The organism is Metallococcus carri, from assembly GCF_011440275.1.
Lineage (GTDB): Bacteria > Actinomycetota > Actinomycetes > Actinomycetales > Dermatophilaceae > Metallococcus > Metallococcus carri.
Window position 1 is genome coordinate 99,654 of sequence record NZ_JAAOIV010000003.1, and the last position, 20,478, is coordinate 120,131.

The following is a 20,478-nucleotide window of genomic DNA, read 5'->3' on the forward strand; positions in this document are numbered from 1 at the left end:
GACCGACCGTCAGCACCAGCGGCACGAACAAAGCCGCAGCGACTGACACAAGCCAGGTCCTGATGACGCCGTCAGCACCAGCGGCATCCACCCGCCCCAAGCCGCTGCGAACGACTCAGGGCAGGAGCAGCGCGAGCGTGCAGCAGCGAGCTGGTCAGTCCAGCGGGCCGAAGGGCAGGCCGCGCGCGGTGAGTTCGGCTTCCCCGCCGTCGAGGGCGGTGAGCACCCACAGACCGTGCTCGGTCAGGGCGACCGTGTGCTCCCAATGGGCGGCGCGCGCACCATCGTCGGTGACCACGGTCCAGTCGTCCTCGAGCTCGTGCGTCTCGCAACCGCCAAGCGTCACCATCGGCTCGATCGCGACCGTCGCGCCCACCCGGATCTTCGGCCCGGCGGCGGACACCCGCTCGTTGTAGACGGTCGGCTCCATGTGCATCTGCTGGCCGATGCCGTGGCCGGTGTAGCCGTCGACGATCTCGAAGGCGAGGCCCGCCTCCCGACCGGAAGCCCGCACCGAGTCCTCGATGTCACCGCCGAGCTCATAGACACCGCGCCCTTCCCGGAAGCCACCGATACCGGCCCACATGGCCTGCTCGGTGGCCCGTGACAGAGCCTTGTCCTCGGCGCCCACCTCGCCGACTGCGACCGTGATCGCCGAGTCACCGTGCCAGCCGTCGACGATCGCGCCGCAGTCGATGGAGACCAGGTCGCCCGACTCGATCACCCGCTGCCCGGGTATGCCGTGCACGACCTCCTCGTTCACCGAGACACACAGCGTGCCGGGAAAGCCGTGGTAACCCTTGAACGAGGGCACTGCTCCCCGGCCCCGGATGAAGTCCTCGGCGACCGCGTCGAGGTGAGCGGTCGTCATACCGGGTGCGACCACACCGCGCAGCTGCTCGAGGCAACCACCGACCACGAGCCCGGCGCGACGCATCGCCCGCAGCTGCTCGGGGGTCTTGGTGGGCAGCTTCTCCCGGCCGAACACGCCGCGGTCAGCGCTCCGCCAGAGCCTGCTCAAGCCGCGCCGTGACCTCGTCCATCGAGCCCACACCGTCGACCTCGACGAGCAGCCCGCGCTTGCGGTATTCCGCCGACAGCGGAGCCGTCTCGCGGTGATAGATCGCCTGCCGCTCGCGGATGACGTCCTCGGTGTCGTCGCTGCGGCCACTGGTCTCGGCGCGCTTCACCAGCCGCTGCACGATCTCCTCGTCGTCGACGACGAGTTCGAGCACGGCGGTCAGGCTGTCGTCGCCGAGGATCTCGTCCAGCGCCTGCACCTGGGCGATGGTGCGCGGGTAACCGTCGAGCAGGAAACCGGCCTTGGCGTCATCCTGCGCCAGCCGGTCGGCGACGATCGCGTTGGTGATGTCGTCGGTGACATAGCCGCCCGCGTCGAGGATGCCCTTGACCTGCCGGCCGAGCTCGGTCTGGTTCTTGATGTTCTCCCGGAAGATGTCACCGGTGGAGATATGCGGTATGCCGTGTGCGCTCGTGAGGCGTTCGGCCTGCGTGCCCTTGCCGGCCCCGGGTGGCCCGAGAATGATGAGTTTCATTTACCGGAGGAACCCTTCGTAGTGGTGCTGCTGCAGCTTGGAGTCGATCTGCTTGACGGTCTCGAGGCCCACACCCACCAGGATGAGGATCGAGGCGCCACCGAACGGGAAGTTGGAGTTCGCACCCACCAGGGCGAGCGCGATCAACGGGATCAGTGCCAGGACCGCCAGGTAGAGCGCTCCGACGACGGTGACCCGGGTCAGCACGTAGTTGATGTACTTCGCGGTCGCTGATCCTGCGCGGACACCCGGGATGAAGGAGCCGCTCTGCTTGAGGTTGTCGGCCACCTCATCGGGCTGATAGGTGATCGAGACGTAGAAGAAGGTGAAGAAGACCACCAGCACGGTGTAGATCGCCATATAGGTCGGGGTGTCACCCCGGGCCAGATATTCGGCCACCCACTGCGACCACCCCGACTGACTGCCGGCGAACTGGGTGATCATCACCGGCAGCGACAACAGTGAACTGGCGAAGATGATCGGGATCACGTTGGCCATGTTGAGCTTCAGCGGGATGTAGGTCGAGGTGCCGCCATACATCCGCCGGCCGATCATCCGCTTGGCGTACTGCACCGGGATGCGCCGGAAGCAGTTCTCCACGAAGACGACCGCGACGGTGATCGCCAGGCCCATCACCACAACCAGCGCGAACTTGCCCCAGCCCTGGCTGCGGATCGACCAGATCGAGCCGGGCACGCGGGCCGCGATGGCGGTCAGCATCAGCAGCGACATGCCGTTGCCGACGCCGCGCTCGGTCACCTGCTCGGCGAGCCACATGATCAGGCCGGTGCCGGCGGTGAGCACCAGCACCATGATCACCAGGGTCGGGATGTTGTCGTCGGTGGTGACGGTCGGGCAGGCCGACGGGGACACACCAAGCAGCCGGTAGGGCGCCGCGGTGGCGCCGGCGACCAGCGTCGAGGACTGCAGCAGCGCCAGACCGATCGTGAGATAACGCGTGTACTGCGTCATCTTGGTCTGACCGGCCTGACCCTCCTTCTTCAGCTGCTCGAACCGCGGGATGACCACGGTGAGCAACTGGATGATGATGCTGGCCGTGATGTACGGCATGATCCCGAGCGCGAAGATCGACAGCTGCAGCAGCGCACCGCCGGAGAAGAGGTTGGCCAGGCCGAGCAGGGTCTGCTCACCACCGGCCGCCTTCTGGCATTGCGCGACCAAGTTGTAGTCGATGCCGGGCGTGGGGATATGCGATCCCAACCGGAAGATCGCCATGATCGCCAGCGTGAAGAGGATCTTCTTGCGCAGGTCGGGCGTCTGGAAGGCGCGACCGAAAGCCGAGAGCAACTGTTCCTCCTGAAGTCACGCCGGGGCGTGACCTAAAGATCGTGGCCCGCGTCGCACGCGGGGTCGAACGGTGGATGCTCGGCCGCTGCCAAGCGGTGGGGGTCAAACTGACTTGACGATACCCGATGGATGTCGAGGCTCTCGCCGCCCTCCGGCGGTGAGGAGCCTGCCCCGGGGCGCCGCCCCGAGATGCGACGACGTCCCGGCTGCTTCGGCATACGGCCGAAGGTCAGCGCGGGACGTCGTCAGGTGCGGGGCAGGGTCACGCGATGGTGACCGAACCGCCCGCCGCCTCGATCTTCTGCTTGGCCGAGTCCGACACCTTGGTCACGGTGAGGTTCACCGCGACCGAGATCTCGCCGGTGCCGAGCACCTTGACCGGCCGGCCCTTGCGGACCGCGCCCGCCTCGACCAGGTCGGCGACCGTGACGTCGCCGCCGGACGGGAAGAGCGCGTTGATCTTGTCCAGGTTCACGACCTGGTACTCGACCTTGAACGGGTTCTTGAAGCCACGCATCTTCGGCAGACGCATGTGCAGCGGGGTCTGACCACCCTCGAAGCTCTCCGGCACCTGGTAACGGGCGCTCGTGCCCTTGGTGCCGCGGCCGGCGGTCTTGCCCTTGCTGCCCTCACCACGACCAACACGGGTCTTGGCGGTCTTCGCACCCGGCGCGGGCCGAAGGTGGTGGACCTTCAGCGCGTGGGTCTTGTCTTCAGCCATCGTTACTTCGTCTCCTCCACCGTCACCAGGTGGCGAACGGCCTGGACCATGCCGCGGATCTCCGGGCGGTCCTCCTTCTCCACCGTGTGACCGATGCGCTTCAGCCCGAGCGAGCGCAGCGTCTCGCGGGCCTTCGGCTTGCTACCGATCTCGGAACGAACCTGGGTCACCTTCAGGGTCGCCATCAGGCACCTGCCTTCTCTGCGGCGGCCGCGGCCATCGCCCGCTGCATCGCGACGGGCGCGACAGCGTCGACGGGCAGCCCGCGACGGGCAGCGACAGCCTCGGGCCGCTCGAGCTCCTTCAACGCGGTCACCGTGGCGTGCACGATGTTGATCGCGTTGTCCGAACCGAGCGACTTGCTCAGCACGTCGTGGATGCCGGCGCACTCCAGCACGGCGCGCACCGGGCCACCGGCGATGACACCGGTACCGGGCGAGGCCGGACGCAGCAGCACCACACCGGCAGCGGCCTCACCCTGCACCGGGTGCGGGATGGTGCCACCGATGGTCGGGACGCGGAAGAAGTTCTTCTTCGCCTCCTCGACGCCCTTGGCGATCGCGGTCGGGACTTCCTTGGCCTTGCCGTAGCCGACGCCCACGGTGCCCTCACCGTCGCCCACCACGACGAGCGCGGTGAAGCTGAAGCGGCGGCCACCCTGCACGACCTTGGCGACGCGGTTGATGGTGACGACGCGCTCCAGGTACTGGTTGCGGTCGTCGTTGCCGCGACGGTTGTCACGACGGTCACCGCGGTCGTTACCCCGACCGCGGCGGTCGTTGTTCTCGCTGTTCTCGGCGCCCTGGGCGGAGCCAGCGGCACCTCGACGCTGGGGTCCAGCCATCAGTGATTCCTCTTCTTCGCAATAGACATGGTCATCGAGCCTTACAGGGCCAGACCGGCTTCGCGAGCGCCCTCGGCGATCGCGGCCACCCGACCGGCATACCGGTTGCCACCACGGTCGAAGACGACTGCGTCGACGCCCGCGTCCTTGGCGCGGGAGGCGATCAGCTCGCCCACCTTGCGCGCCTTGGCGGTCTTGTCACCCTCGAAGGAGCGAAGGTCGGTCTCCATGGTCGACGCCGACGCAACGGTCTTGCCGATGCTGTCGTCGACGACCTGCACGAAGACATGCCGCGACGACCGCGACACGACCAGACGGGGCCGCTCGGCGGTGCCGGCCAGGCGCTTGCGCAGCCGGGCGTGCCGCCGCAGCCGGGCCGCGGCCTTGCTGGTGGAGCGCTTGACGATTTTTGCGCGTGCCATGACTTACTTACCGGCCTTTCCGACCTTGCGGCGGATGTGCTCACCTTCGTAGCGCACGCCCTTGGCCTTGTAGGGGTCGGGCTTGCGCAGCTTGCGGATGTTCGCCGCAACCTCGCCGACCTGCTGCTTGTCGATGCCGGAGACCGAGAACCGGGTCGGGTTCTCCACCGCGAAGGTGATGCCCTGCGGCGCCTTCACCAGGATCGGGTGGCTGTAACCGAGGGCGAACTCCAGGTCCGAACCCTTGGCGGTCACGCGGTAACCCGTGCCGTGGATCTCCAGCTTCTTGGTGTAGCCATCGGTCACGCCGACGACCATGTTGTGGATCAGGCTGCGGGTCAGGCCGTGACGCGAACGCGATTCGCGCTCGTCGTCGGGGCGGCTGACCTCGATCGAGCCGTCGTCGCCCTTGGCAACGGTGATGGGTGCCGGCACGGTGAGCGCGAGCTCGCCCTTGGGGCCCTTGACGGCCACCGAGTCACCCTCGATGGTCACATCGACACCGTTCGGGATCGTGACGGGGAGACGTCCGATTCGCGACATTGTCTTCTCCTCCTCTTTCCCGAATTACCAGACGTAGGCGAGGACTTCCCCGCCCACACCCTTGGAGGCCGCCTGCCTGTCGGTCAGGAGGCCGGACGACGTGGAAATGATCGCCACACCCAGACCACCGAGCACCTTGGGCAGGTTGGTGGACTTGGCGTAGACCCGCAGGCCCGGCTTGCTCACCCGGCGCACGCCCGCGATGGAACGCTCCCGGTTGGGGCCGTACTTCAGGTCGATGATCAGGGTCTGGCCCACCTCGGCGTCCTCGACGCGGAAGCCAGCGATATAGCCCTCCGCCTGCAGGATCTCGGCAATGTGGGCCTTCAACTTCGAGTACGGCATCTTGGTCGAGTCGTGGTGCGCCGAATTGGCGTTCCGGACCCGGGTCAGCATGTCCGCAATCGGATCGGTCATGGTCATGGGGCTGCTCCGCCCTCTCTCACCGGGGTTTCAGCCGCTTGGCGCGGCCGACCTACGGTGCAGATGTTCTTCTTCGAAAGTGTGATGTATGACGGGTGGCTGGCTTACCAGCTGGACTTGGTCACGCCGGGCAGTTCGCCACGGTGCGCCATCTCGCGCAGGCAGATACGGCACAGCCCGAACTTGCGGTACACCGAGTGCGGACGGCCGCACCGCTGGCAGCGGGTGTAGGCCCGCACCGCGAACTTCGGCTTCTTGTTCGCCTTGTTGATGAGCGCAGTCTTGGCCATGCTCAGTTCTCCTTAAACGGGAAGCCCAGCTGACGCAGCAGCGCGCGACCCTCGTCGTCGGTGCGGGCGGTGGTCACCACGGTGATGTCCATGCCGCGCACGCGGTCGATCTTGTCCTGGTCGATCTCGTGGAACATCGACTGCTCGTTGAGACCGAAGGTGTAGTTGCCGTTGCCGTCGAACTGCTTCGGCGACAGACCGCGGAAGTCGCGGATTCGCGGCAGCGCGATCGAGACGAGCCGGTCGAGGAACTCCCACATCCGGTCACCGCGCAGGGTGGTGTGGGCACCGATCGGCATACCCTCACGCAGCTTGAACTGCGCGATGGACTTGCGGGCGCGGGTGACCGCCGGCTTCTGGCCGGTGATCGCCGACAGGTCGCGGATCGCACCCTCGATGAGCTTGCTGTCCCGGGCGGCGTCGCCGACACCCATGTTGACGACGACCTTGGTCACCGTCGGCACCTGCATGACGTTGGCGAACTCGAACTCGCTCTGCAGCGCCTGCTTGATCTCGTCCTGGTAGCGCTGCTTGAGACGCGGCGCGGTCTTCTCGGGGGCTTCGGTGGTCATCTCAGAAGTCCTTGCCCGATCGCACGGACACGCGGGTCCGGACGGTCTTGGTCTTGCCGTCCCGCTCGACCTGCTCGACGCGGGTGCGGATGCGGGTGGGCTGGTTGGTCTCCGGGTCCACGATCATCACGTTGCTCACGTGGATCGGCGCCTCGACGACCTGGATGCCGCCGCTGGCCTGGCCCGGCTGACCGGCACGCAGGTGCTTGGTAACGCGGTTGACACCCTCGACGGTGACCCGCTGGGTCTCGGTCTTGACACCGATGACCTTGCCCTGCTTGCCCTTGTCGGGGCCGCTGATGACCTGGACCAGGTCGTTCTTCTTGATCTTCATCTTCGCCATGGCTTCAGAGCACCTCCGGCGCGAGCGAGATGATCTTCATGAACCGCTTGTCGCGCAGCTCGCGGCCCACCGGGCCGAAGATGCGGGTGCCCCGGGGGTCACCGTCGTTCTTGAGGATCACCGCAGCGTTCTCGTCAAAGCGGATGTAGCTGCCGTCCGGGCGGCGCTTCTCCTTGCGGGTGCGCACGATGACCGCCTTGACGACATCGCCCTTCTTGACGTTGCCGCCGGGGATGGCGTCCTTCACGGTGGCCACGATCGTGTCACCGATGCCGGCGTAGCGACGTCCGGAGCCACCGAGCACACGGATGCACAAGATCTCCTTGGCACCGGTGTTGTCGGCGACGCGCAGTCGCGACTCCTGCTGGATCACAGTTCTTCTCCTGTCGTCTCACTGGTTCTCGGCCCTCGGATCGGGGTCCGAGCCTGGTGGAACGGATACATGTCTTTCGCCTGCCGATCACGCGGCGGGCGGGTGCCGTAGGGCGACCATCCAGTCTAGGCCGGGGGCCGCCCTACGACGAAATCCGCGTAGGCGCGCGAACGCGGTCTACTTGGCCTTCTCGAGCACCTGCACCACCCGCCAGCGCTTCTGCGCCGACAGCGGCCGGGTCTCCATCAGCAGCACGCGGTCGCCGACACCACATTCGTTGGCCTCGTCGTGCGCCTTGAGGCGAGCGGTCTTGCGCTGGACCTTGCCGTAGAGCGCGTGCTTGACGCGGTCCTCCACCTCGACCACGACGGTCTTGTCCATCTTGTCGCTCACCACGTAGCCGCGGCGGGTCTTGCGGTAGTTGCGGTCGGTGCTCACTGCCTGCTCCGTCTTCTCGGTCATGCTCAGCCCGCCTTCACATCGTCGGACTGGGTGCGGCCGATGCCGAGCTCACGCTCGCGCATCTCGGTGTAGATGCGTGCGATGTCCTTGCGGACCGCGCGCAGCCGCGAGTGGTTCTCCAGCTGGCCGGTGGCCGACTGGAAGCGCAGGTTGAACAACTCCTGCTTGGCCTCGCCGAGCTTCTCGACGAGCTGGTTGTCGTTCAGCTCGCGCAGCTTCGCGGGCGCCAGGTCCTTGGAACCGACGGCCATCAGAAGTCACCACCTTCACGCGCGACGAAGCGGCACTTCATCGGCAGCTTGTGCATCGCCAGGCGCAGGGCCTCGCGTGCAACCTCTTCGGACACACCCGACAGCTCGAACATGACGCGGCCGGGCTTGACGTTGGCGACCCACCACTCGGGCGAACCCTTACCGGAACCCATACGGGTCTCGGCCGGCTTCTTGGTCAGCGGGCGGTCGGGGTAGATGTTGATCCACACCTTTCCGCCTCGCTTGATGTAACGGGTCATGGCAATACGAGCGGACTCGATCTGCCGGTTGGTGACATAGGCCGGCTCGAGAGCCTGGATGCCGTAGTCACCGAAGGACACGGCGGTGCCGCCCTTCGCAGCCCCGCTCCGCTTGGGGTGGTGCTGCTTGCGGTGCTTCACACGACGGGGGATCAACATCAGGCTTCAGCCCCTTCGGTCTGCTGCTGCTCACCGGAGGCCGGGACGGTCTCGGTGGCCTCAGGCACGTTGTTCTCTGCGGCGATCTGCTGCTCGCGCTGACCACGGCCACGGCCGCGGGCGCCACGCTCGCCCTCACCACGACGGCGCTGCGGACGCGACGGCGCGGCGGCCTGCTCGCGGGCGAGCTCCTTGGCGGTGAGGTCACCGTTGTAGATCCACACCTTCACGCCGATGCGACCGAACGTCGTCTTGGCCTCGTAGAAGCCGTAGTCGATGTTGGCGCGCAGCGTGTGCAGCGGGACACGGCCCTCGCGGTACTGCTCCATGCGGGACATCTCGGCGCCGTTGAGGCGACCGGACACCATCACCTTGATGCCCTTCGCGCCGGCGCGCTGCGCGGACTGGATGCCCTTGCGCGTCGCACGACGGAAGTTCACGCGAGCAGCGAGCTGCTCGGCGATGCCCTGCGCGACCAGCTGAGCGTCGGCCTCGGGGTTCTTCACCTCGAGGATGTTCAGCTGGACCTGCTTCTTGGTGAGCTTCTCCAGCGCGCTGCGCAGGCGGTCGGCCTCCGCACCACGGCGGCCGATGACGATGCCCGGACGCGCGGTGTGGATGTCGACGCGCACGCGGTCGCGGGTGCGCTCGATGTCGACGCGCGAGATGCCGGCGCGCTCCATGCCCTCGGACATGAGCTTGCGGATCTCGACGTCCTCCTTGACGTAGTCGCGGTACCGCTGACCCGTCTTGGTGCTGTCGGCGAACCAGCGGCTGGTGTGCTCGGTGGTGACACCGAGGCGGAAGCCGTTCGGGTTGACCTTCTGACCCATCAGCGGTCACCGTCCTTCTTGCTCGGCTGGGCCACGAACACAGTGATGTGGCTCGTGCGCTTGTTGATGCGGCTCGCGCGGCCCTGCGCCCGCGGACGGAACCGCTTCATCGTCGGACCCTCGTCCACGAAGGCCGCGGTCACGACGAGCGTGCGCTCGTCGAACGCGACCGAGTGCTTGTCGGCCTGGACCCGGGCGTTGGCGATGGCGCTGTTGAGCACCTTCAGCACCGGCTCGCTCGCAGTCTGCGGCGCGAACGTCAGCACGTTGATCGCCTCCTGGGCGTTCTTGCCCCGGATGAGGTCCACGACACGGCGGGCCTTCATCGGCGTCACGCGAACGAACCGCGCCTGCGCCTTGGCTTCCATCGCCTGTCCTTTGCTCTCAGTAGTTGCAGTCATGAGGGATGCACCCCGCCGCGTCAGCGGCGGCGACCCTTCCTGTCGTCCTTCTCGTGACCCTTGAAGGTCCGAGTCGGGGCGAACTCACCCAGCTTGTGGCCGACCATCGCCTCGGTCACGAAGACCGGGACGTGCTTGCGGCCGTCGTGCACAGCCAGGGTGTGGCCGAGCATCTCGGGGGTGATCATCGACCGGCGCGACCAGGTCTTGATGACGTTCTTGGTGCCGGCTTCGTTCTGAGCCTCGACCTTCTTGGCGAGGTGATCGTCGACGAAGGGGCCCTTCTTCAGGCTACGAGGCATGGCTCAGCGCTTCTTTCCAGTACGACGGCGGCGGACGATCATCTTGTCGCTCGGCTTGCCGGGGCGACGGGTGCGGCCTTCCTTCTGGCCCCACGGGCTGACCGGGTTACGTCCACCGGAGGTCTTGCCCTCACCACCACCGTGCGGGTGGTCCACGGGGTTCATCGCCACACCACGGACGGTCGGGCGCTTGCCCTTCCACCGCATCCGGCCGGCCTTGCCCCAGTTGATGTTGCTCTGCTCGGCGTTGCCGACCTCGCCCACGGTGGCGCGGCAGCGCGCGTCGACATTGCGGATCTCACCGGACGGCATACGCAGCTGGGCGTAGGGACCGTCCTTGGCGACCAGCTGCACGCGCGAACCGGCCGAGCGGGCGATCTTCGCACCGCCACCGGGCCGCAGCTCGATGCAGTGGACGACCGTACCGGTCGGGATATTGCGCAGCGGCAGGTTGTTGCCCGGCTTGATGTCGGCGCCCGGACCGTTCTCGATCGCGTCGCCCTGACGCAGCCGGTTCGGCGCGATGATGTAGCGCTTCTCACCGTCGGCGTAGTGCAGCAGCGCGATGCGCGCGGTGCGGTTGGGGTCGTACTCGATGTGCGCGACCTTCGCCGGGATGCCGTCCTTGTCGGCGCGGCGGAAGTCGATCACCCGGTAGGCGCGCTTGTGACCGCCACCGATGTGGCGCGTCGTGATGCGGCCCGAGGCGTTGCGGCCACCGGTCTTGGACAGCGGGCGCACCAGGGACTTCTCGGGGGTCGAGCGGGTGACTTCGACGAAGTCGGCCACGCTCGAGCCGCGACGTCCCGGCGTCGTCGGCTTGTACTTACGGATACCCATCAGCTAGTTCCTTATGTCCTTCGCCCGACCTTCAGCTCGCCGAGCCGAAGATGTCGATGGTGCCTTCCTTCAGCGAGACGATGGCGCGCTTGGTGTCCTTGCGCTTGCCCATGCCGTACCGGGTACGGCGCGTCTTGCCCTGACGGTTGATCGTGTGGACCGAGTCGACCTTGACGTCGAAGATGCGCTCGACGGCGATCTTGATCTCGGTCTTGTTCGCCCGCGGGTCGACGATGAAGGTGTACTTGCCCTCGTCGAGCAGCGTGTACGACTTCTCGGTGAGAACCGGCGCGATCAGAATGTCGCGCGGGTCCTTGTTCAGCGCGAAGCTGCTCACTTGTCGTCCTCCTTGACCTGCTGGGCGGCGGCCCCACCGGCCGGCGCGAAGCCGGCTGCGGCAGCAGCCTCACCCGTGGTGAACCAGACCTCGGCGACGGTCGCGTCATACCAGCGCGAACCGGGCACGTGGTACTTCATCGAGTCCTTGTTGCCCTTGACCTGGAACTTCGCCGGGTCGGGCGACGCGCCGTCGGCCAGCGGGGCAGCCGACTCGGCGCCAAAGCCACCGTCGGTCGCGTCCGAGGACGCGGCGGCGGGAGCCTCCACCTTCGCGGCCGGAGCAGCCTTCGCGGGCGTCTCAGCCTTGCCCGGCTTCGCCTCAGTCTTGACCGGCTTGGCTTCAGCCTTGTCCAGCTTGGCCGCCTGCAGCGGGCCGGCCAGGAAGCTGTCCAGCGCCGCCTTGGTGAAGACGATGTCGTCGGAGCACAGCACGTCGTAGGTGTTGAGCTGGTCGGCCCACAGCAGGTGGACACCGGCCAGGTTGCGCACCGACAGCACCGCGATCTCCTCGGCGCGGTCCACGACGACCAGCAGGTTCTTGCGGTCGGTCAGACCGGCCAGGACCTTGGCAGCGGTGCGCGCCGACGGGGTGTCACCGTCGACGATCGAGGTGAGCACGTGGATGCGGCCATGACGCGCCCGGTCCGACAGGGCTCCGCGCAGAGCGGCAGCCTTCATCTTCTTCGGGGTGCGCTGGCTGTAGTCGCGCGGCTGCGGGCCGTGCACGACGCCACCGCCGGCGAACTGCGGCGCCCGGGTCGAACCCTGACGGGCGCGGCCGGTGCCCTTCTGGCGGTAGGGCTTGCGGCCACCACCGCGGACCTCGCCGCGGGTCTTGGTGGCGTGCGTGCCCTGGCGGGCCGCGGCCAGCTGAGCCACCACAACCTGGTGGATCAGCGGGACGTTGGTGGCCACGTCGAAGATCTCGGCGGGCAGCTCGACCGAGCCGTTCGCCGAGCCCGACGGGCTCACGATGTCAATCGTGGTCATCGAAATCAGGCCTCAGCTTTCGCGGACTTGACGGCCGTGCGGACCAGGACGATGCCGCCGCGGGGGCCGGGGACGGCACCCTTCACCAGCAGCACGCCCTTGTCGGCGTCGACGGCGTGGATCGTGAGGTTCTGGGTGGTCTGGCGCACGCCGCCCATGCGGCCCGCCATACGCATGCCCTTGAACACGCGGCCGGGGGTGGCGCAGCCACCGATCGAACCCGGCTTGCGGTGGTTCTTGTGCGCGCCGTGGCTGGAGCTGACGCCCGCAAAGCCGTGACGCTTCATAACACCGGCGAAGCCCTTGCCCTTGGTGCGGCCGACGACGTCGACCTTCGAGCCGGTCTCGAAGGACTCGACGGTGATCTCCTGGCCGAGCTCGTAGGAGCCGGCGTCCGCGGTGCGGATCTCGATCACGTGGCGGCGCGGGGTGACGCCGGCCTTCTCGAAGTGACCGGTGAGCGGCTTGGTGACCTTGCGCGGGTCGATCTGCCCGTAGGCGATCTGGACCGCGTGGTAGCCGTCCTCGTCACCACGGACCTGGGTGACGACGCACGGACCGGCCTGAATGACGGTCACCGGCACCAGCCGGTTGTTCTCGTCCCAGACCTGGGTCATGCCGAGCTTCTCGCCGAGGACGCCCTGGACGGAGCGCTCAGTGGTGTGAGTCATGAGTCAGCCCGCCTTTCAGAGCTTGATCTCGATGTTGACGTCGGCCGGCAGGTCGAGCCGCATGAGCGAGTCGACGGCCTTCGGCGTCGGGTCAACGATGTCGATGAGCCGCTTGTGGGTGCGCATCTCGAAGTGCTCGCGGCTGTCCTTGTACTTGTGCGGCGACCGGACGACGCAGAAGACGTTCTTCTCCGTCGGGAGCGGCACCGGGCCGACCACCGTGGCGCCGGCACGGGTGACCGTGTCGACAATCTTGCGCGCCGAGCTGTCGATGACCTCGTGGTCATACGACTTCAGCCGGATGCGGATCTTCTGTCCCGCCATCTTTGTCGCGTCTCTCTCTCGCCGTACTGCTGATCCGTCTATGGCTGACCCTCGACCACCCCGACCCCCGAGGTCGGGCGTGTCGTCCCGTGCACGCACATGCGTGAACTCGACCTGCCGACCTGGAGTCTTCGAGCGGCCCGAAAGGGCCAGGGCTTGCGCTCCCCGGACCCGCCCATCGGCCCTCGCTGCGGAGGTCCTCACCTGGTCGTGATTCCGAGGCGGCGACGACCCTCACACCCGACACCTGGTCGGGCGCGCGAACCATCGCGCGTCAAGCAACTTGTCTAGTGTGCCAGAGGCGTGGCGGACCGGCCAAATCGAGCCGGCGTGATACCCGCCTCGCCGTCAGCGGGCCTCGCTCTGGGCCGGAGGCAGCGGCTGGGCGCCCGGCCGCGGCAGCGTGACGAAGGCCCGCTCGACGAACGGCAACTGCTCGAGCCGGTCCTCGATCGCCTGGTGTTCGGTGGTGAGCGTCGGCTCGTCGTCGTCCCCGACCAGATCGAGGGAGGCCAGCACGAGCACCCGATCGGCGCCGACATACTCCAGATGGAGGAAGGTGACCGCGGCAACCCGCGGATCGGCCTGCAGATCGGCCAGCACGAGGCGCCGCAGCCGGTCCGAGCCGGGCTTGCCGGTGAGGAAGTCGCGGTTGCGGCGGATCAGGAAGACCGCGACCACGGCGAGCAGCAGGCCGACGAGGATGGAACCGATCGCGTCGTATGCCGCTTCGCCGGTGACCTGGTGCAACACCATGCCGAGCGCCGCGATCACCAGGCCGATGAGGGCCGCCGCGTCCTCGGCGAAGACCGCGCGCAGCGTCGGATTGGACGTGATGTTGATGTACCCCAGGGTGCGCATCCCGATCCGCCGCGACGCGCCGCGCGTCTGGCGCAGGGCCTGCAGGAAGGACACGCCCTCCAGCACGAAGGCCACTCCGAGCACGAGGTAACCGAGCAGATAGTCCCCGCTCTCCTCCCCCGCCCCGAGTTGCTGTATGCCGTGGGCGATCGACACCACCGCACCGACGGTGAACAACCCGAAGGCGGCGAACATCGACCAGACATAGGCCTCCCGACCGAAGCCGAACGGATGGTCGGTGTCGCGCGGCCGACCCGCACGCTTCTCGGCGATCAGCAGGAAGATCTCGTTGCCGGTGTCGGCCCACGAGTGCGCCGCCTCGGCCACCATCGACGCCGAGCCGCTGAGCACCGCGGCGACGGTCTTGGCGATGGCGATGATGGCGTTGGCCGAGAACGCGACGATGACCGTGAGCAGGCTCTCGCCGCCCGGGGCCTTGGCTGGTGCTGGTGTGGCTGCTTGTGTCACGCGCCCATGGTGGCGTATGCCGGGGCTGCCGTCGGCCTTAGCCCTTCTTGGCCAGCGCCATCCAGGTCTCCACGACCGTGTCGGGGTTGAGCGACATCGACTCGATGCCCTGCTCCATCAGCCATTCGGCGAGGTCGGGGTGGTCCGAGGGGCCCTGGCCACAGATCCCGACATACTTCCCGCGCTCGCGGCAGGCGGTGATCGCCATCGACAGCATCTGCTTGACCGCCGGGTTGCGCTCGTCGAACGAGCCGGCGACCAGCGAGGAGTCGCGATCCAGGCCGAGGGTCAGCTGGGTCATGTCGTTCGAGCCGATCGAGAAGCCGTCGAAGTGGTCGAGGAATTGATCGGCGATGACCGCATTGGAGGGCACCTCGCACATCATCACGACCTGCAGGTCGTTCTCGCCGCGCTTCAGCCCGTGCGAGCCGAGCAGGTCGATCACGCCCTGCGCCTCCTCGAGGGTCCGCACGAACGGGATCATGATCTTGAGGTTGGTCAGGCCCATCTCGTCGCGCACATAGCGCAGCGCCTCGCACTCCATCGCGAAGCAGTCGGCGAACTCCGGCGACAGATACCGCGCCGCGCCGCGGTAGCCGATCATCGGGTTCTCCTCGTGCGGCTCGTAGCGCTCGCCGCCGATCATCCCGGCGTATTCGTTGGACTTGAAGTCGCTCATCCGCACGATCACCGGCTCGGGCGCGAAGGCCGCCGCGAGCATCGAGACGCCCTCGGCGACCCGCTGCACGAAGAAATCGCGCGGGCTGTTGTAGGCCGCGATCAGCGGCTCGATCTGTGCCTTCACCGCCGCGTCCTGGTCGTCCAGTTCGAGCAGCGCCCGGGGGTGGATGCCGATCTGCCGGTTGATGATGAACTCCAGCCGGGCCAGGCCGATGCCCTTGTTGGGCAGCCGGGAGAACTCGAAGGCCTGGTCCGGGGTGCCGACGTTCATCATGATCTTCACCGGGATGTCCGGCATCGAGTCCAGCGAGGTCTCCTTGACCTCGAAGTCCAGCTCGCCGTCATACACGAAGCCGGTGTCGCCCTCGGCGCACGAGACGGTGACCTTGTCGCCGTCCTTGAGGTCGGAGGTGGCCGTGCCGGTGCCGACCACAGCCGGTATGCCGAGCTCGCGGGCGATGATCGCCGCGTGGCAGGTGCGCCCGCCACGGTTGGTGACGATCGCCGAGGCGCGCTTCATGATCGGCTCCCAGTCGGGGTCGGTCATGTCGGCGACGAGCACCTCGCCTTCTTGGAAGTCGCTCATCTTGTCGATGTGGTCGAGCAGACGGACCTGGCCGGCACCGATCTTCTGGCCGATCGCGCGACCCTCGACGCGCACGTCGCCGCGCTCCTTGCCCATCACGAACCGCTGCAGCGTGGTGCTGCCGCTCTGGCGCGATTTCACCGTCTCGGGGCGCGCCTGCAGGATGTAGAGCTTGCCGTCCTCGCCGTCCTTGCCCCACTCGATGTCCATCGGCCGGCCGTAGTGCTCTTCGATCTTGAGCGCGTATGCCGCGAGCGTGGTCACGTCCTCGTCGGTGATCGAGAACCGCTGTCGCTCGGCGTCGTCGACCGGCACGAACTCGGTGGTGCGGCCGACCTCGGCGTCGGAGGTGTAGATCATCTTGGTCGCCTTGGACCCGATGCCGCGCTTGAGGATCGCGGGGCGCCCGGCCCGCAGCGCCGGCTTGTAGACATAGAACTCGTCGGGGTTCACCGCGCCCTGCACGACGGCCTCGCCGAGCCCGTAGGAGGAGGTGATGAAGACCGCGTCGGAGAAGCCGGACTCGGTGTCGATGGTGAACATCACGCCGCTGGCGCCGATGTCGGAGCGCACCATCCGCTGCACGCCGGCCGACAGCAGCACCTGCTCGTGGTCGAAATCGTGGTGCACGCGGTAGGCGATCGCCCGGTCGTTGTACAGCGAGGCGAAGACCAGCTTGATCGCGTGCAGGATGTTGTCGATCCCGCTGATGTTGAGGAAGGTCTCCTGCTGACCGGCGAAGGAGGCATCCGGCAGGTCTTCGGCGGTCGCGCTGGAGCGCACCGCCCAGGAGACGCCTTCTTCGCCGCCGAGCTTCTCGTAGGCCGTCCGGATGTCGGCCTCGAGGTCGGGCGGGAAGGGCTGGTTCTCCACATCGGCGCGGATCTGCGCTCCGGCCGCGGCGAGCGCCCGCACGTCGTCGACGTCGAGCCCGCGCAGCGACTCGTTGATCTTGTCGGCCAGGCCCTCGTGGGCGAGGAAGCGCTTGTAGGCCGAGGCGGTCGTCGCGAAACCGTCCGGCACCGACACGCCCGCCTCGGCGAGGTGCTGCACCATCTCCCCGAGAGAGGCGTTCTTGCCACCGACGCTGTCGACATCGTCCAGGCCGAGGTCCTTGAACCAGACGACATTCTCTTCGTGGGCCATCGCGCGTCCTCTCGGGAGGGGATTTCGGAGTTTGGGGGGCAGTATGCCGGGTGCTCACCCGGGCGTGCCCGGCCGGGACTGCAGGATCACCGCGGACATCTCCTCCACCGACATGGAGGCGGAGTTGATCGTCGGGATCCGGTGGGCGCGGAACATCGCCTCGGCCCGGCGCAACTCATAACTGCACTGCTGGATCGAGGCATAGGTCGAGTTCGGCCGGCGCTCCCCGCGCACCTGCGACAGGCGCGCGGGCGTGGACAGAATGCCGAAGCATTTGGCCTGATAGGGCCGGATCGGCCGGGGCAGCTCAGCGGAGTCGAAGTCCTCCTCCACCAGCGGGTAGTTGGCCACGAACAGGCCGTGCTGGAGGGCGAGGTACATCGAGGTCGGCGTCTTGCCGCAGCGCGAGGGCGCCATCAGGATCAGGTCGGCACCCTCGAGATTGCGCAGGCTCTGCCCGTCGTCGTGCTCCATCGCGTAGTCGATGGCCTTCATCCGCGCCTCGTAGCGGCCCTGGTCACCGACGCCGTGCACGGTGCCGGCGACATGGGCGGCGTTGACGTGCAGCACCCGCTCGACCGCCTCCAGGTGGGAGCCGAACAGGTCGATGAACGCGCACTCGGTGCGCATCAGGGTGTCGCGGACGTCGTTGTCGGCGACGGTCGAGAAGACCAGCGGCGTCACCGTGTCGGTCTTGGCCGCATCCAGCGTGGTGACCACCTCGGCCGCGCGCTCCACCGTGGTGATGAACGGGATCTTGGTGCGCTCGAAGCGCAGCCCAGGGAACTGCCCGAGCATCATGTTGCCGAGGGTCTCGGCGGAGATTCCGGTGCCGCCCGCGACGAAGAAGACCGGCGTCGGCTCCTGCTCCTGGTCCGCGGACGGCATACCGGAATCGTTCATGCCAACCGGTCCAGCGACTGCCGCAGGTCGGCGATCAGGTCGTCGGCGTCCTCGATGCCGACCGACAGCCGCACCAGGTCGGCGGGCACCGCCAGGTCGGTGCCCGCGACCGAGGCATGCGTCATCCGGCCGGGGTGCTCGATGAGCGATTCGACCCCACCGAGCGATTCACCGAGGGTCCACAGCTGCGTCTCGGCGACGACCTTGGCAGCGACGTCCTCACCGCCCTTGAGCTGGAAGGACACCATGCCGCCGAAGCGGCGCATCTGCCGCTTGGCGATCTCGTGGCCGGGGTGATCGGCCAGCCCCGGGTAGTGGACCGTGCTCACGCCGGGGTGGCTGAGCAGGAAGTCCACAACCTTCTCGGCGTTGTCGCAGTGCCGCTCCATCCGCACCGCGAGCGTCTTGAGGCCACGCAGCACCAGCCAGGCATCGAACGGCCCGGCGACCGCGCCCATGGAGTTCTGGTGGAAGCCGATCCGCTCGCTGACGTCGTCGCCCGCGGCGGTCTTGGCGCCCTGGCGGGCGACGAGCGCGCCGCCCACGACATCGCTGTGCCCACCCGCGTATTTGGTGGTGCTGTGCAGCACCACATCCGCGCCGAGCGCGATCGGCTGCTGCAGGTATGACGAGGCGAAGGTGTTGTCGACCACCAGCAGCGCGCCGGCGTCATGCGCGATGGTGGCGAGCGCCTCGATGTCGGCGATGCCCAGCATCGGGTTGGTCGGTGTCTCCACCCAGATCAGCCGCGTCTCGGGTCGCACCGCGGCGCGGACCCGATCCAGGTCGGACTGCGGCGGGGTGTCGAACGAGATGCCCCACGGCCGGGCGACCTTGTCGAAGAGGCGATGGGTGCCGCCATACGCGTCGGAGGGCAGCAGCACATGATCGCCCGGAGCGAGGACGGACCGGATCAGGGTGTCCTCGGCAGCCAGGCCGGAGGCGAACGCAAACCCGCGCTCACCGCCCTCCAGCGCGGCGAGGCATTCCTCGAGCGCGGTGCGGGTCGGGTTGGCCGAGCGGGAGTACTCATAGCCGCCGCGCAGGCCGCCGATGCCGTCCTGCTTGTAGGTGGAGGTGGCGTAGATCGGCGGCACGACGGCGCCGGTGGTCGGGTCGGGCTCCTGCCCCGCATGGATCGCGCGCGAGGAGAAGCCGAGGGTCTGGTCGGTCATAGCGGTCACATCATTTCGTGGTTGGCGCAGGCGGCGGGGTCACTCGGCGAGGAATTGCAGCAAATCCACCCGGGTGAGCACGCCGATCGGGTTGCCGCCCTCCACCACGAGCAGGGCGTCGGCGTCCTCGAGGGCGCGCCGGGCATTCTCGACCGGCTCGCCGGCGCCGAGCAGCGGCAGGCCCGGGCTGAGGTGATCGCCGACGGCATCGGACAGCTGGGCCTTGCCGGTGAACAGCAGGTCGAGCAGCTCGCGCTCGGACACCGCACCCGCCACCTCACCGGAGGTCACCGGCGGCTCGGCCTTGACGACCGGCATCTGCGAGACGCCGTATTCGCGCAGGATCGCGATCGCCTCGCGGATCGTCTCGTTCGGGTGGGTGTGCACCAGCTGCGGCAACTGGTCGGACTTCGCGCGCAGCACGTCCCCGGCCGTGCGGCCCGCGTCGGTGCGCAGGAAGCCGTAGGAGCTCATCCACTCGTCGTTGAAGATCTTGCCCATGTAGCCGCGGCCGGAGTCCGGCAGCAGCACCACCAGCACGTCGTCCGCGGTCAGGTCCCGGGCCACCTCGAGGGCAGCCACGACCGCCATACCGCAGGATCCGCCGACGAGCAGCCCCTCCTCCTCGGCGAGCCGCCGGGTCATCGCGAAGCTGTCGGCGTCATCGACGGCGATGACCCGGTCGACGACCTTGGGGTCGTAGGCGCGCGGCCACATGTCCTCCCCCACGCCCTCGACGAGATAGGGCCGGCCGCTGCCGCCGGAGTAGACCGACCCGGTCGGGTCCGCGCCGATGATCTGCACCCGGCCGCTCGGCCGGTCCGCGCTGATGTCGCGCAGGTAGTGGCCGGTGCCGGTGATCGTGCCGCCGGTGCCGATGCCTGCCACGAAATGCGTGATGCGCCCGTCGGTGTCCACCCAGATCTCCGGGCCGGTGCTGGCGTAATGCGACCTCGGACCGTTCGGATTGGAGTACTGGTCCGGCTTCCACGCCCCCGGGGTCTCGGCGGTGATCCGGTCGGAGACCGAGTAGTAGCTGTCCGGGTGGTCCGGCGCCACCGCGGTGGGCGTCACCACGACCTGCGCGCCATACGCCTTGAGCACATTGATCTTGTCCTCGCCGACCTTGTCGGGGCAGACGAAGATGCACTGGTAGCCCTTGCGCTGGGCGACGAGCGCCAGCCCCACGCCGGTGTTGCCGGAGGTCGGCTCGACGATCGTGCCGCCCGGTTGCAGCGCACCGGACTCCTCGGCGGCCTCGACCATCCGCAGCGCGATTCGGTCCTTGACCGATCCGCCCGGGTTGAAGTATTCGACCTTGGCCAGGACCGTGGCGGGGGTGATGCCCTCGGTGACCTTGTTCAGCCGGACCAGCGGGGTGTTGCCCACGAGGTCGGCGATGTGCTCGGCGTATTTCATACCGCCCATCCT

General features: G+C 67.8%; 29 protein-coding genes. All 29 read right to left on the reverse strand.

Translation table 11 applies throughout. The features are described 5' to 3' along the window. Positions 1-154: 154 nt before the first annotated feature. The 29 genes from map to G9U51_RS05240 all read right to left on the reverse strand — a co-directional run bounded on the left by map (position 155) and on the right by G9U51_RS05240 (position 20,466). Entirely contained in the window at positions 155-1,021 is an 867-nt protein-coding gene (gene map / locus G9U51_RS05100; protein ID WP_268921487.1) for a type I methionyl aminopeptidase, read from the reverse strand. Next, positions 996-1,556, reverse strand: a complete 561-nt coding sequence (locus tag G9U51_RS05105) for an adenylate kinase (protein ID WP_166194229.1) — start codon at positions 1,554-1,556, stop codon at positions 996-998. Before G9U51_RS05105 ends, map begins: the two co-directional genes overlap by 26 nt. Continuing rightward, positions 1,557-2,864: a preprotein translocase subunit SecY gene (gene secY / locus G9U51_RS05110; RefSeq protein WP_166194232.1), complete on the reverse strand. Its 1,308-nt coding sequence runs from the start codon at positions 2,862-2,864 to the stop codon at positions 1,557-1,559. Between the two features lie 262 nt (positions 2,865-3,126). Further along, a complete protein-coding gene (rplO, locus tag G9U51_RS05115) occupies positions 3,127-3,585 on the reverse strand; it encodes a 50S ribosomal protein L15 (RefSeq protein ID WP_166194235.1) in 459 nt (152 codons plus the stop codon). 2 nt (positions 3,586-3,587) lie between these two features. Beyond that, entirely contained in the window at positions 3,588-3,770 is a 183-nt protein-coding gene (gene rpmD / locus G9U51_RS05120) for a 50S ribosomal protein L30 (RefSeq protein ID WP_166194238.1), read from the reverse strand. Then, the gene (gene rpsE, locus G9U51_RS05125; RefSeq protein ID WP_166194241.1) at positions 3,770-4,429 is read right to left on the reverse strand and encodes a 30S ribosomal protein S5; all 660 of its coding nucleotides are present in this window, start codon (positions 4,427-4,429) and stop codon (positions 3,770-3,772) included. Before rpsE ends, rpmD begins: the two co-directional genes overlap by 1 nt. 41 nt (positions 4,430-4,470) lie before the next feature. Beyond that, positions 4,471-4,851, reverse strand: a complete 381-nt coding sequence (rplR, locus tag G9U51_RS05130) for a 50S ribosomal protein L18 (RefSeq protein WP_166194244.1) — start codon at positions 4,849-4,851, stop codon at positions 4,471-4,473. Between the two features lie 3 nt (positions 4,852-4,854). Further along, a complete protein-coding gene (gene rplF, locus G9U51_RS05135) occupies positions 4,855-5,394 on the reverse strand; it encodes a 50S ribosomal protein L6 (RefSeq protein WP_166194247.1) in 540 nt (179 codons plus the stop codon). A 24-nt stretch (positions 5,395-5,418) separates the two neighbouring features. Next, positions 5,419-5,817, reverse strand: a complete 399-nt coding sequence (gene rpsH / locus G9U51_RS05140; protein WP_166194250.1) for a 30S ribosomal protein S8 — start codon at positions 5,815-5,817, stop codon at positions 5,419-5,421. Between the two features lie 104 nt (positions 5,818-5,921). Next, on the reverse strand, positions 5,922-6,107 hold the full coding sequence (locus G9U51_RS05145; RefSeq protein ID WP_048552970.1) for a type Z 30S ribosomal protein S14: 186 nt from the start codon (positions 6,105-6,107) through the stop codon (positions 5,922-5,924). A gap of 2 nt (positions 6,108-6,109) precedes the next feature. Further along, positions 6,110-6,679, reverse strand: coding sequence for a 50S ribosomal protein L5 (gene rplE, locus G9U51_RS05150; RefSeq protein WP_166194252.1), 570 nt, complete (start codon positions 6,677-6,679; stop codon positions 6,110-6,112). A gap of 1 nt (position 6,680) precedes the next feature. After that, entirely contained in the window at positions 6,681-7,022 is a 342-nt protein-coding gene (rplX, locus tag G9U51_RS05155; protein ID WP_217361277.1) for a 50S ribosomal protein L24, read from the reverse strand. A 4-nt stretch (positions 7,023-7,026) separates the two neighbouring features. After that, positions 7,027-7,395 carry a 50S ribosomal protein L14 gene (rplN, locus tag G9U51_RS05160; RefSeq protein WP_166194255.1) on the reverse strand — a complete coding sequence of 123 codons (369 nt, stop codon included), beginning with the start codon at positions 7,393-7,395 and terminating at the stop codon, positions 7,027-7,029. A 177-nt stretch (positions 7,396-7,572) separates the two neighbouring features. Then, entirely contained in the window at positions 7,573-7,857 is a 285-nt protein-coding gene (gene rpsQ / locus G9U51_RS05165; RefSeq protein WP_166194258.1) for a 30S ribosomal protein S17, read from the reverse strand. A 2-nt stretch (positions 7,858-7,859) separates the two neighbouring features. Continuing rightward, the gene (rpmC, locus tag G9U51_RS05170; RefSeq protein ID WP_166194261.1) at positions 7,860-8,108 is read right to left on the reverse strand and encodes a 50S ribosomal protein L29; all 249 of its coding nucleotides are present in this window, start codon (positions 8,106-8,108) and stop codon (positions 7,860-7,862) included. Beyond that, positions 8,108-8,527, reverse strand: a complete 420-nt coding sequence (rplP, locus tag G9U51_RS05175; protein WP_166194264.1) for a 50S ribosomal protein L16 — start codon at positions 8,525-8,527, stop codon at positions 8,108-8,110. Before rplP ends, rpmC begins: the two co-directional genes overlap by 1 nt. Then, positions 8,527-9,360: a 30S ribosomal protein S3 gene (rpsC, locus tag G9U51_RS05180; protein ID WP_166194267.1), complete on the reverse strand. Its 834-nt coding sequence runs from the start codon at positions 9,358-9,360 to the stop codon at positions 8,527-8,529. The genes rplP and rpsC overlap by 1 nt, the downstream gene beginning before the upstream one ends. Further along, a complete protein-coding gene (gene rplV / locus G9U51_RS05185; protein ID WP_166194892.1) occupies positions 9,360-9,728 on the reverse strand; it encodes a 50S ribosomal protein L22 in 369 nt (122 codons plus the stop codon). The genes rpsC and rplV overlap by 1 nt, the downstream gene beginning before the upstream one ends. Positions 9,729-9,781: 53 nt before the next feature. Further along, positions 9,782-10,063, reverse strand: coding sequence for a 30S ribosomal protein S19 (gene rpsS / locus G9U51_RS05190; RefSeq protein WP_166194272.1), 282 nt, complete (start codon positions 10,061-10,063; stop codon positions 9,782-9,784). Positions 10,064-10,066: 3 nt separating this feature from the next. Beyond that, on the reverse strand, positions 10,067-10,903 hold the full coding sequence (rplB, locus tag G9U51_RS05195) for a 50S ribosomal protein L2 (protein WP_166194275.1): 837 nt from the start codon (positions 10,901-10,903) through the stop codon (positions 10,067-10,069). Positions 10,904-10,934: 31 nt separating this feature from the next. Next, on the reverse strand, positions 10,935-11,240 hold the full coding sequence (gene rplW, locus G9U51_RS05200; protein ID WP_171715539.1) for a 50S ribosomal protein L23: 306 nt from the start codon (positions 11,238-11,240) through the stop codon (positions 10,935-10,937). Then, positions 11,237-12,232 (reverse strand): 50S ribosomal protein L4, sunset domain variant, encoded by a 996-nt coding sequence (gene rplD, locus G9U51_RS05205; RefSeq protein WP_166194278.1) that lies wholly within the window; start codon positions 12,230-12,232, stop codon positions 11,237-11,239. Before rplD ends, rplW begins: the two co-directional genes overlap by 4 nt. 5 nt (positions 12,233-12,237) lie before the next feature. After that, positions 12,238-12,903 (reverse strand): 50S ribosomal protein L3, encoded by a 666-nt coding sequence (gene rplC / locus G9U51_RS05210; protein WP_166194281.1) that lies wholly within the window; start codon positions 12,901-12,903, stop codon positions 12,238-12,240. A 15-nt stretch (positions 12,904-12,918) separates the two neighbouring features. Then, entirely contained in the window at positions 12,919-13,227 is a 309-nt protein-coding gene (gene rpsJ, locus G9U51_RS05215) for a 30S ribosomal protein S10 (RefSeq protein WP_166194284.1), read from the reverse strand. 348 nt (positions 13,228-13,575) lie between these two features. Further along, positions 13,576-14,556 (reverse strand): cation diffusion facilitator family transporter, encoded by a 981-nt coding sequence (locus tag G9U51_RS05220; protein WP_328823326.1) that lies wholly within the window; start codon positions 14,554-14,556, stop codon positions 13,576-13,578. Positions 14,557-14,593: 37 nt separating this feature from the next. Beyond that, positions 14,594-16,969 carry a phosphoenolpyruvate synthase gene (gene ppsA, locus G9U51_RS05225; RefSeq protein WP_166194287.1) on the reverse strand — a complete coding sequence of 792 codons (2,376 nt, stop codon included), beginning with the start codon at positions 16,967-16,969 and terminating at the stop codon, positions 14,594-14,596. A 54-nt stretch (positions 16,970-17,023) separates the two neighbouring features. Then, positions 17,024-17,857 (reverse strand): pyruvate, water dikinase regulatory protein, encoded by an 834-nt coding sequence (locus G9U51_RS05230; protein ID WP_166194290.1) that lies wholly within the window; start codon positions 17,855-17,857, stop codon positions 17,024-17,026. 11 nt (positions 17,858-17,868) lie between these two features. Further along, positions 17,869-19,047 (reverse strand): cystathionine gamma-synthase, encoded by a 1,179-nt coding sequence (locus G9U51_RS05235; protein WP_166194293.1) that lies wholly within the window; start codon positions 19,045-19,047, stop codon positions 17,869-17,871. A 39-nt stretch (positions 19,048-19,086) separates the two neighbouring features. Beyond that, the gene (locus tag G9U51_RS05240) at positions 19,087-20,466 is read right to left on the reverse strand and encodes a cystathionine beta-synthase (RefSeq protein WP_166194296.1); all 1,380 of its coding nucleotides are present in this window, start codon (positions 20,464-20,466) and stop codon (positions 19,087-19,089) included. Positions 20,467-20,478: the final 12 nt, after the last annotated feature.

Bases quoted from the DNA above. Each gene is read 5' to 3' on its own strand.
- rpsJ (WP_166194284.1), bottom strand. From the start codon at position 13,227: ATGGCGGGACAGAAGATCCGCATCCGGCTGAAGTCGTATGACCACGAG.
- rplV (WP_166194892.1), bottom strand. From the start codon at position 9,728: ATGGAAGCCAAGGCGCAGGCGCGGTTCGTTCGCGTGACGCCGATGAAG.
- rplP (WP_166194264.1), bottom strand. From the start codon at position 8,527: ATGTTGATCCCCCGTCGTGTGAAGCACCGCAAGCAGCACCACCCCAAG.
- rplO (WP_166194235.1), bottom strand. From the start codon at position 3,585: ATGGCTGAAGACAAGACCCACGCGCTGAAGGTCCACCACCTTCGGCCC.
- rpsQ (WP_166194258.1), bottom strand. From the start codon at position 7,857: ATGACCGAGAAGACGGAGCAGGCAGTGAGCACCGACCGCAACTACCGC.
- rplC (WP_166194281.1), bottom strand. From the start codon at position 12,903: ATGACTCACACCACTGAGCGCTCCGTCCAGGGCGTCCTCGGCGAGAAG.
- rplE (WP_166194252.1), bottom strand. From the start codon at position 6,679: ATGACCACCGAAGCCCCCGAGAAGACCGCGCCGCGTCTCAAGCAGCGC.
- ppsA (WP_166194287.1), bottom strand. From the start codon at position 16,969: ATGGCCCACGAAGAGAATGTCGTCTGGTTCAAGGACCTCGGCCTGGAC.
- rpsH (WP_166194250.1), bottom strand. From the start codon at position 5,817: ATGACCATGACCGATCCGATTGCGGACATGCTGACCCGGGTCCGGAAC.
- G9U51_RS05235 (WP_166194293.1), bottom strand. From the start codon at position 19,047: ATGACCGACCAGACCCTCGGCTTCTCCTCGCGCGCGATCCATGCGGGG.
- G9U51_RS05240 (WP_166194296.1), bottom strand. From the start codon at position 20,466: ATGAAATACGCCGAGCACATCGCCGACCTCGTGGGCAACACCCCGCTG.
- rpsC (WP_166194267.1), bottom strand. From the start codon at position 9,360: ATGGGTCAGAAGGTCAACCCGAACGGCTTCCGCCTCGGTGTCACCACC.
- G9U51_RS05230 (WP_166194290.1), bottom strand. From the start codon at position 17,857: ATGCCGTCCGCGGACCAGGAGCAGGAGCCGACGCCGGTCTTCTTCGTC.
- rpsS (WP_166194272.1), bottom strand. From the start codon at position 10,063: ATGCCTCGTAGCCTGAAGAAGGGCCCCTTCGTCGACGATCACCTCGCC.
- rplD (WP_166194278.1), bottom strand. From the start codon at position 12,232: ATGACCACGATTGACATCGTGAGCCCGTCGGGCTCGGCGAACGGCTCG.
- rplB (WP_166194275.1), bottom strand. From the start codon at position 10,903: ATGGGTATCCGTAAGTACAAGCCGACGACGCCGGGACGTCGCGGCTCG.
- rplX (WP_217361277.1), bottom strand. From the start codon at position 7,022: ATGGCGAAGATGAAGATCAAGAAGAACGACCTGGTCCAGGTCATCAGC.
- rpmD (WP_166194238.1), bottom strand. From the start codon at position 3,770: ATGGCGACCCTGAAGGTGACCCAGGTTCGTTCCGAGATCGGTAGCAAG.
- rplR (WP_166194244.1), bottom strand. From the start codon at position 4,851: ATGGCACGCGCAAAAATCGTCAAGCGCTCCACCAGCAAGGCCGCGGCC.
- G9U51_RS05105 (WP_166194229.1), bottom strand. From the start codon at position 1,556: ATGAAACTCATCATTCTCGGGCCACCCGGGGCCGGCAAGGGCACGCAG.
- rplF (WP_166194247.1), bottom strand. From the start codon at position 5,394: ATGTCGCGAATCGGACGTCTCCCCGTCACGATCCCGAACGGTGTCGAT.
- rpmC (WP_166194261.1), bottom strand. From the start codon at position 8,108: ATGGCCGTCGGTTCCAAGGACCTGGCGCCCGCGAAGCTGCGCGAGCTG.
- rpsE (WP_166194241.1), bottom strand. From the start codon at position 4,429: ATGGCTGGACCCCAGCGTCGAGGTGCCGCTGGCTCCGCCCAGGGCGCC.
- G9U51_RS05145 (WP_048552970.1), bottom strand. From the start codon at position 6,107: ATGGCCAAGACTGCGCTCATCAACAAGGCGAACAAGAAGCCGAAGTTC.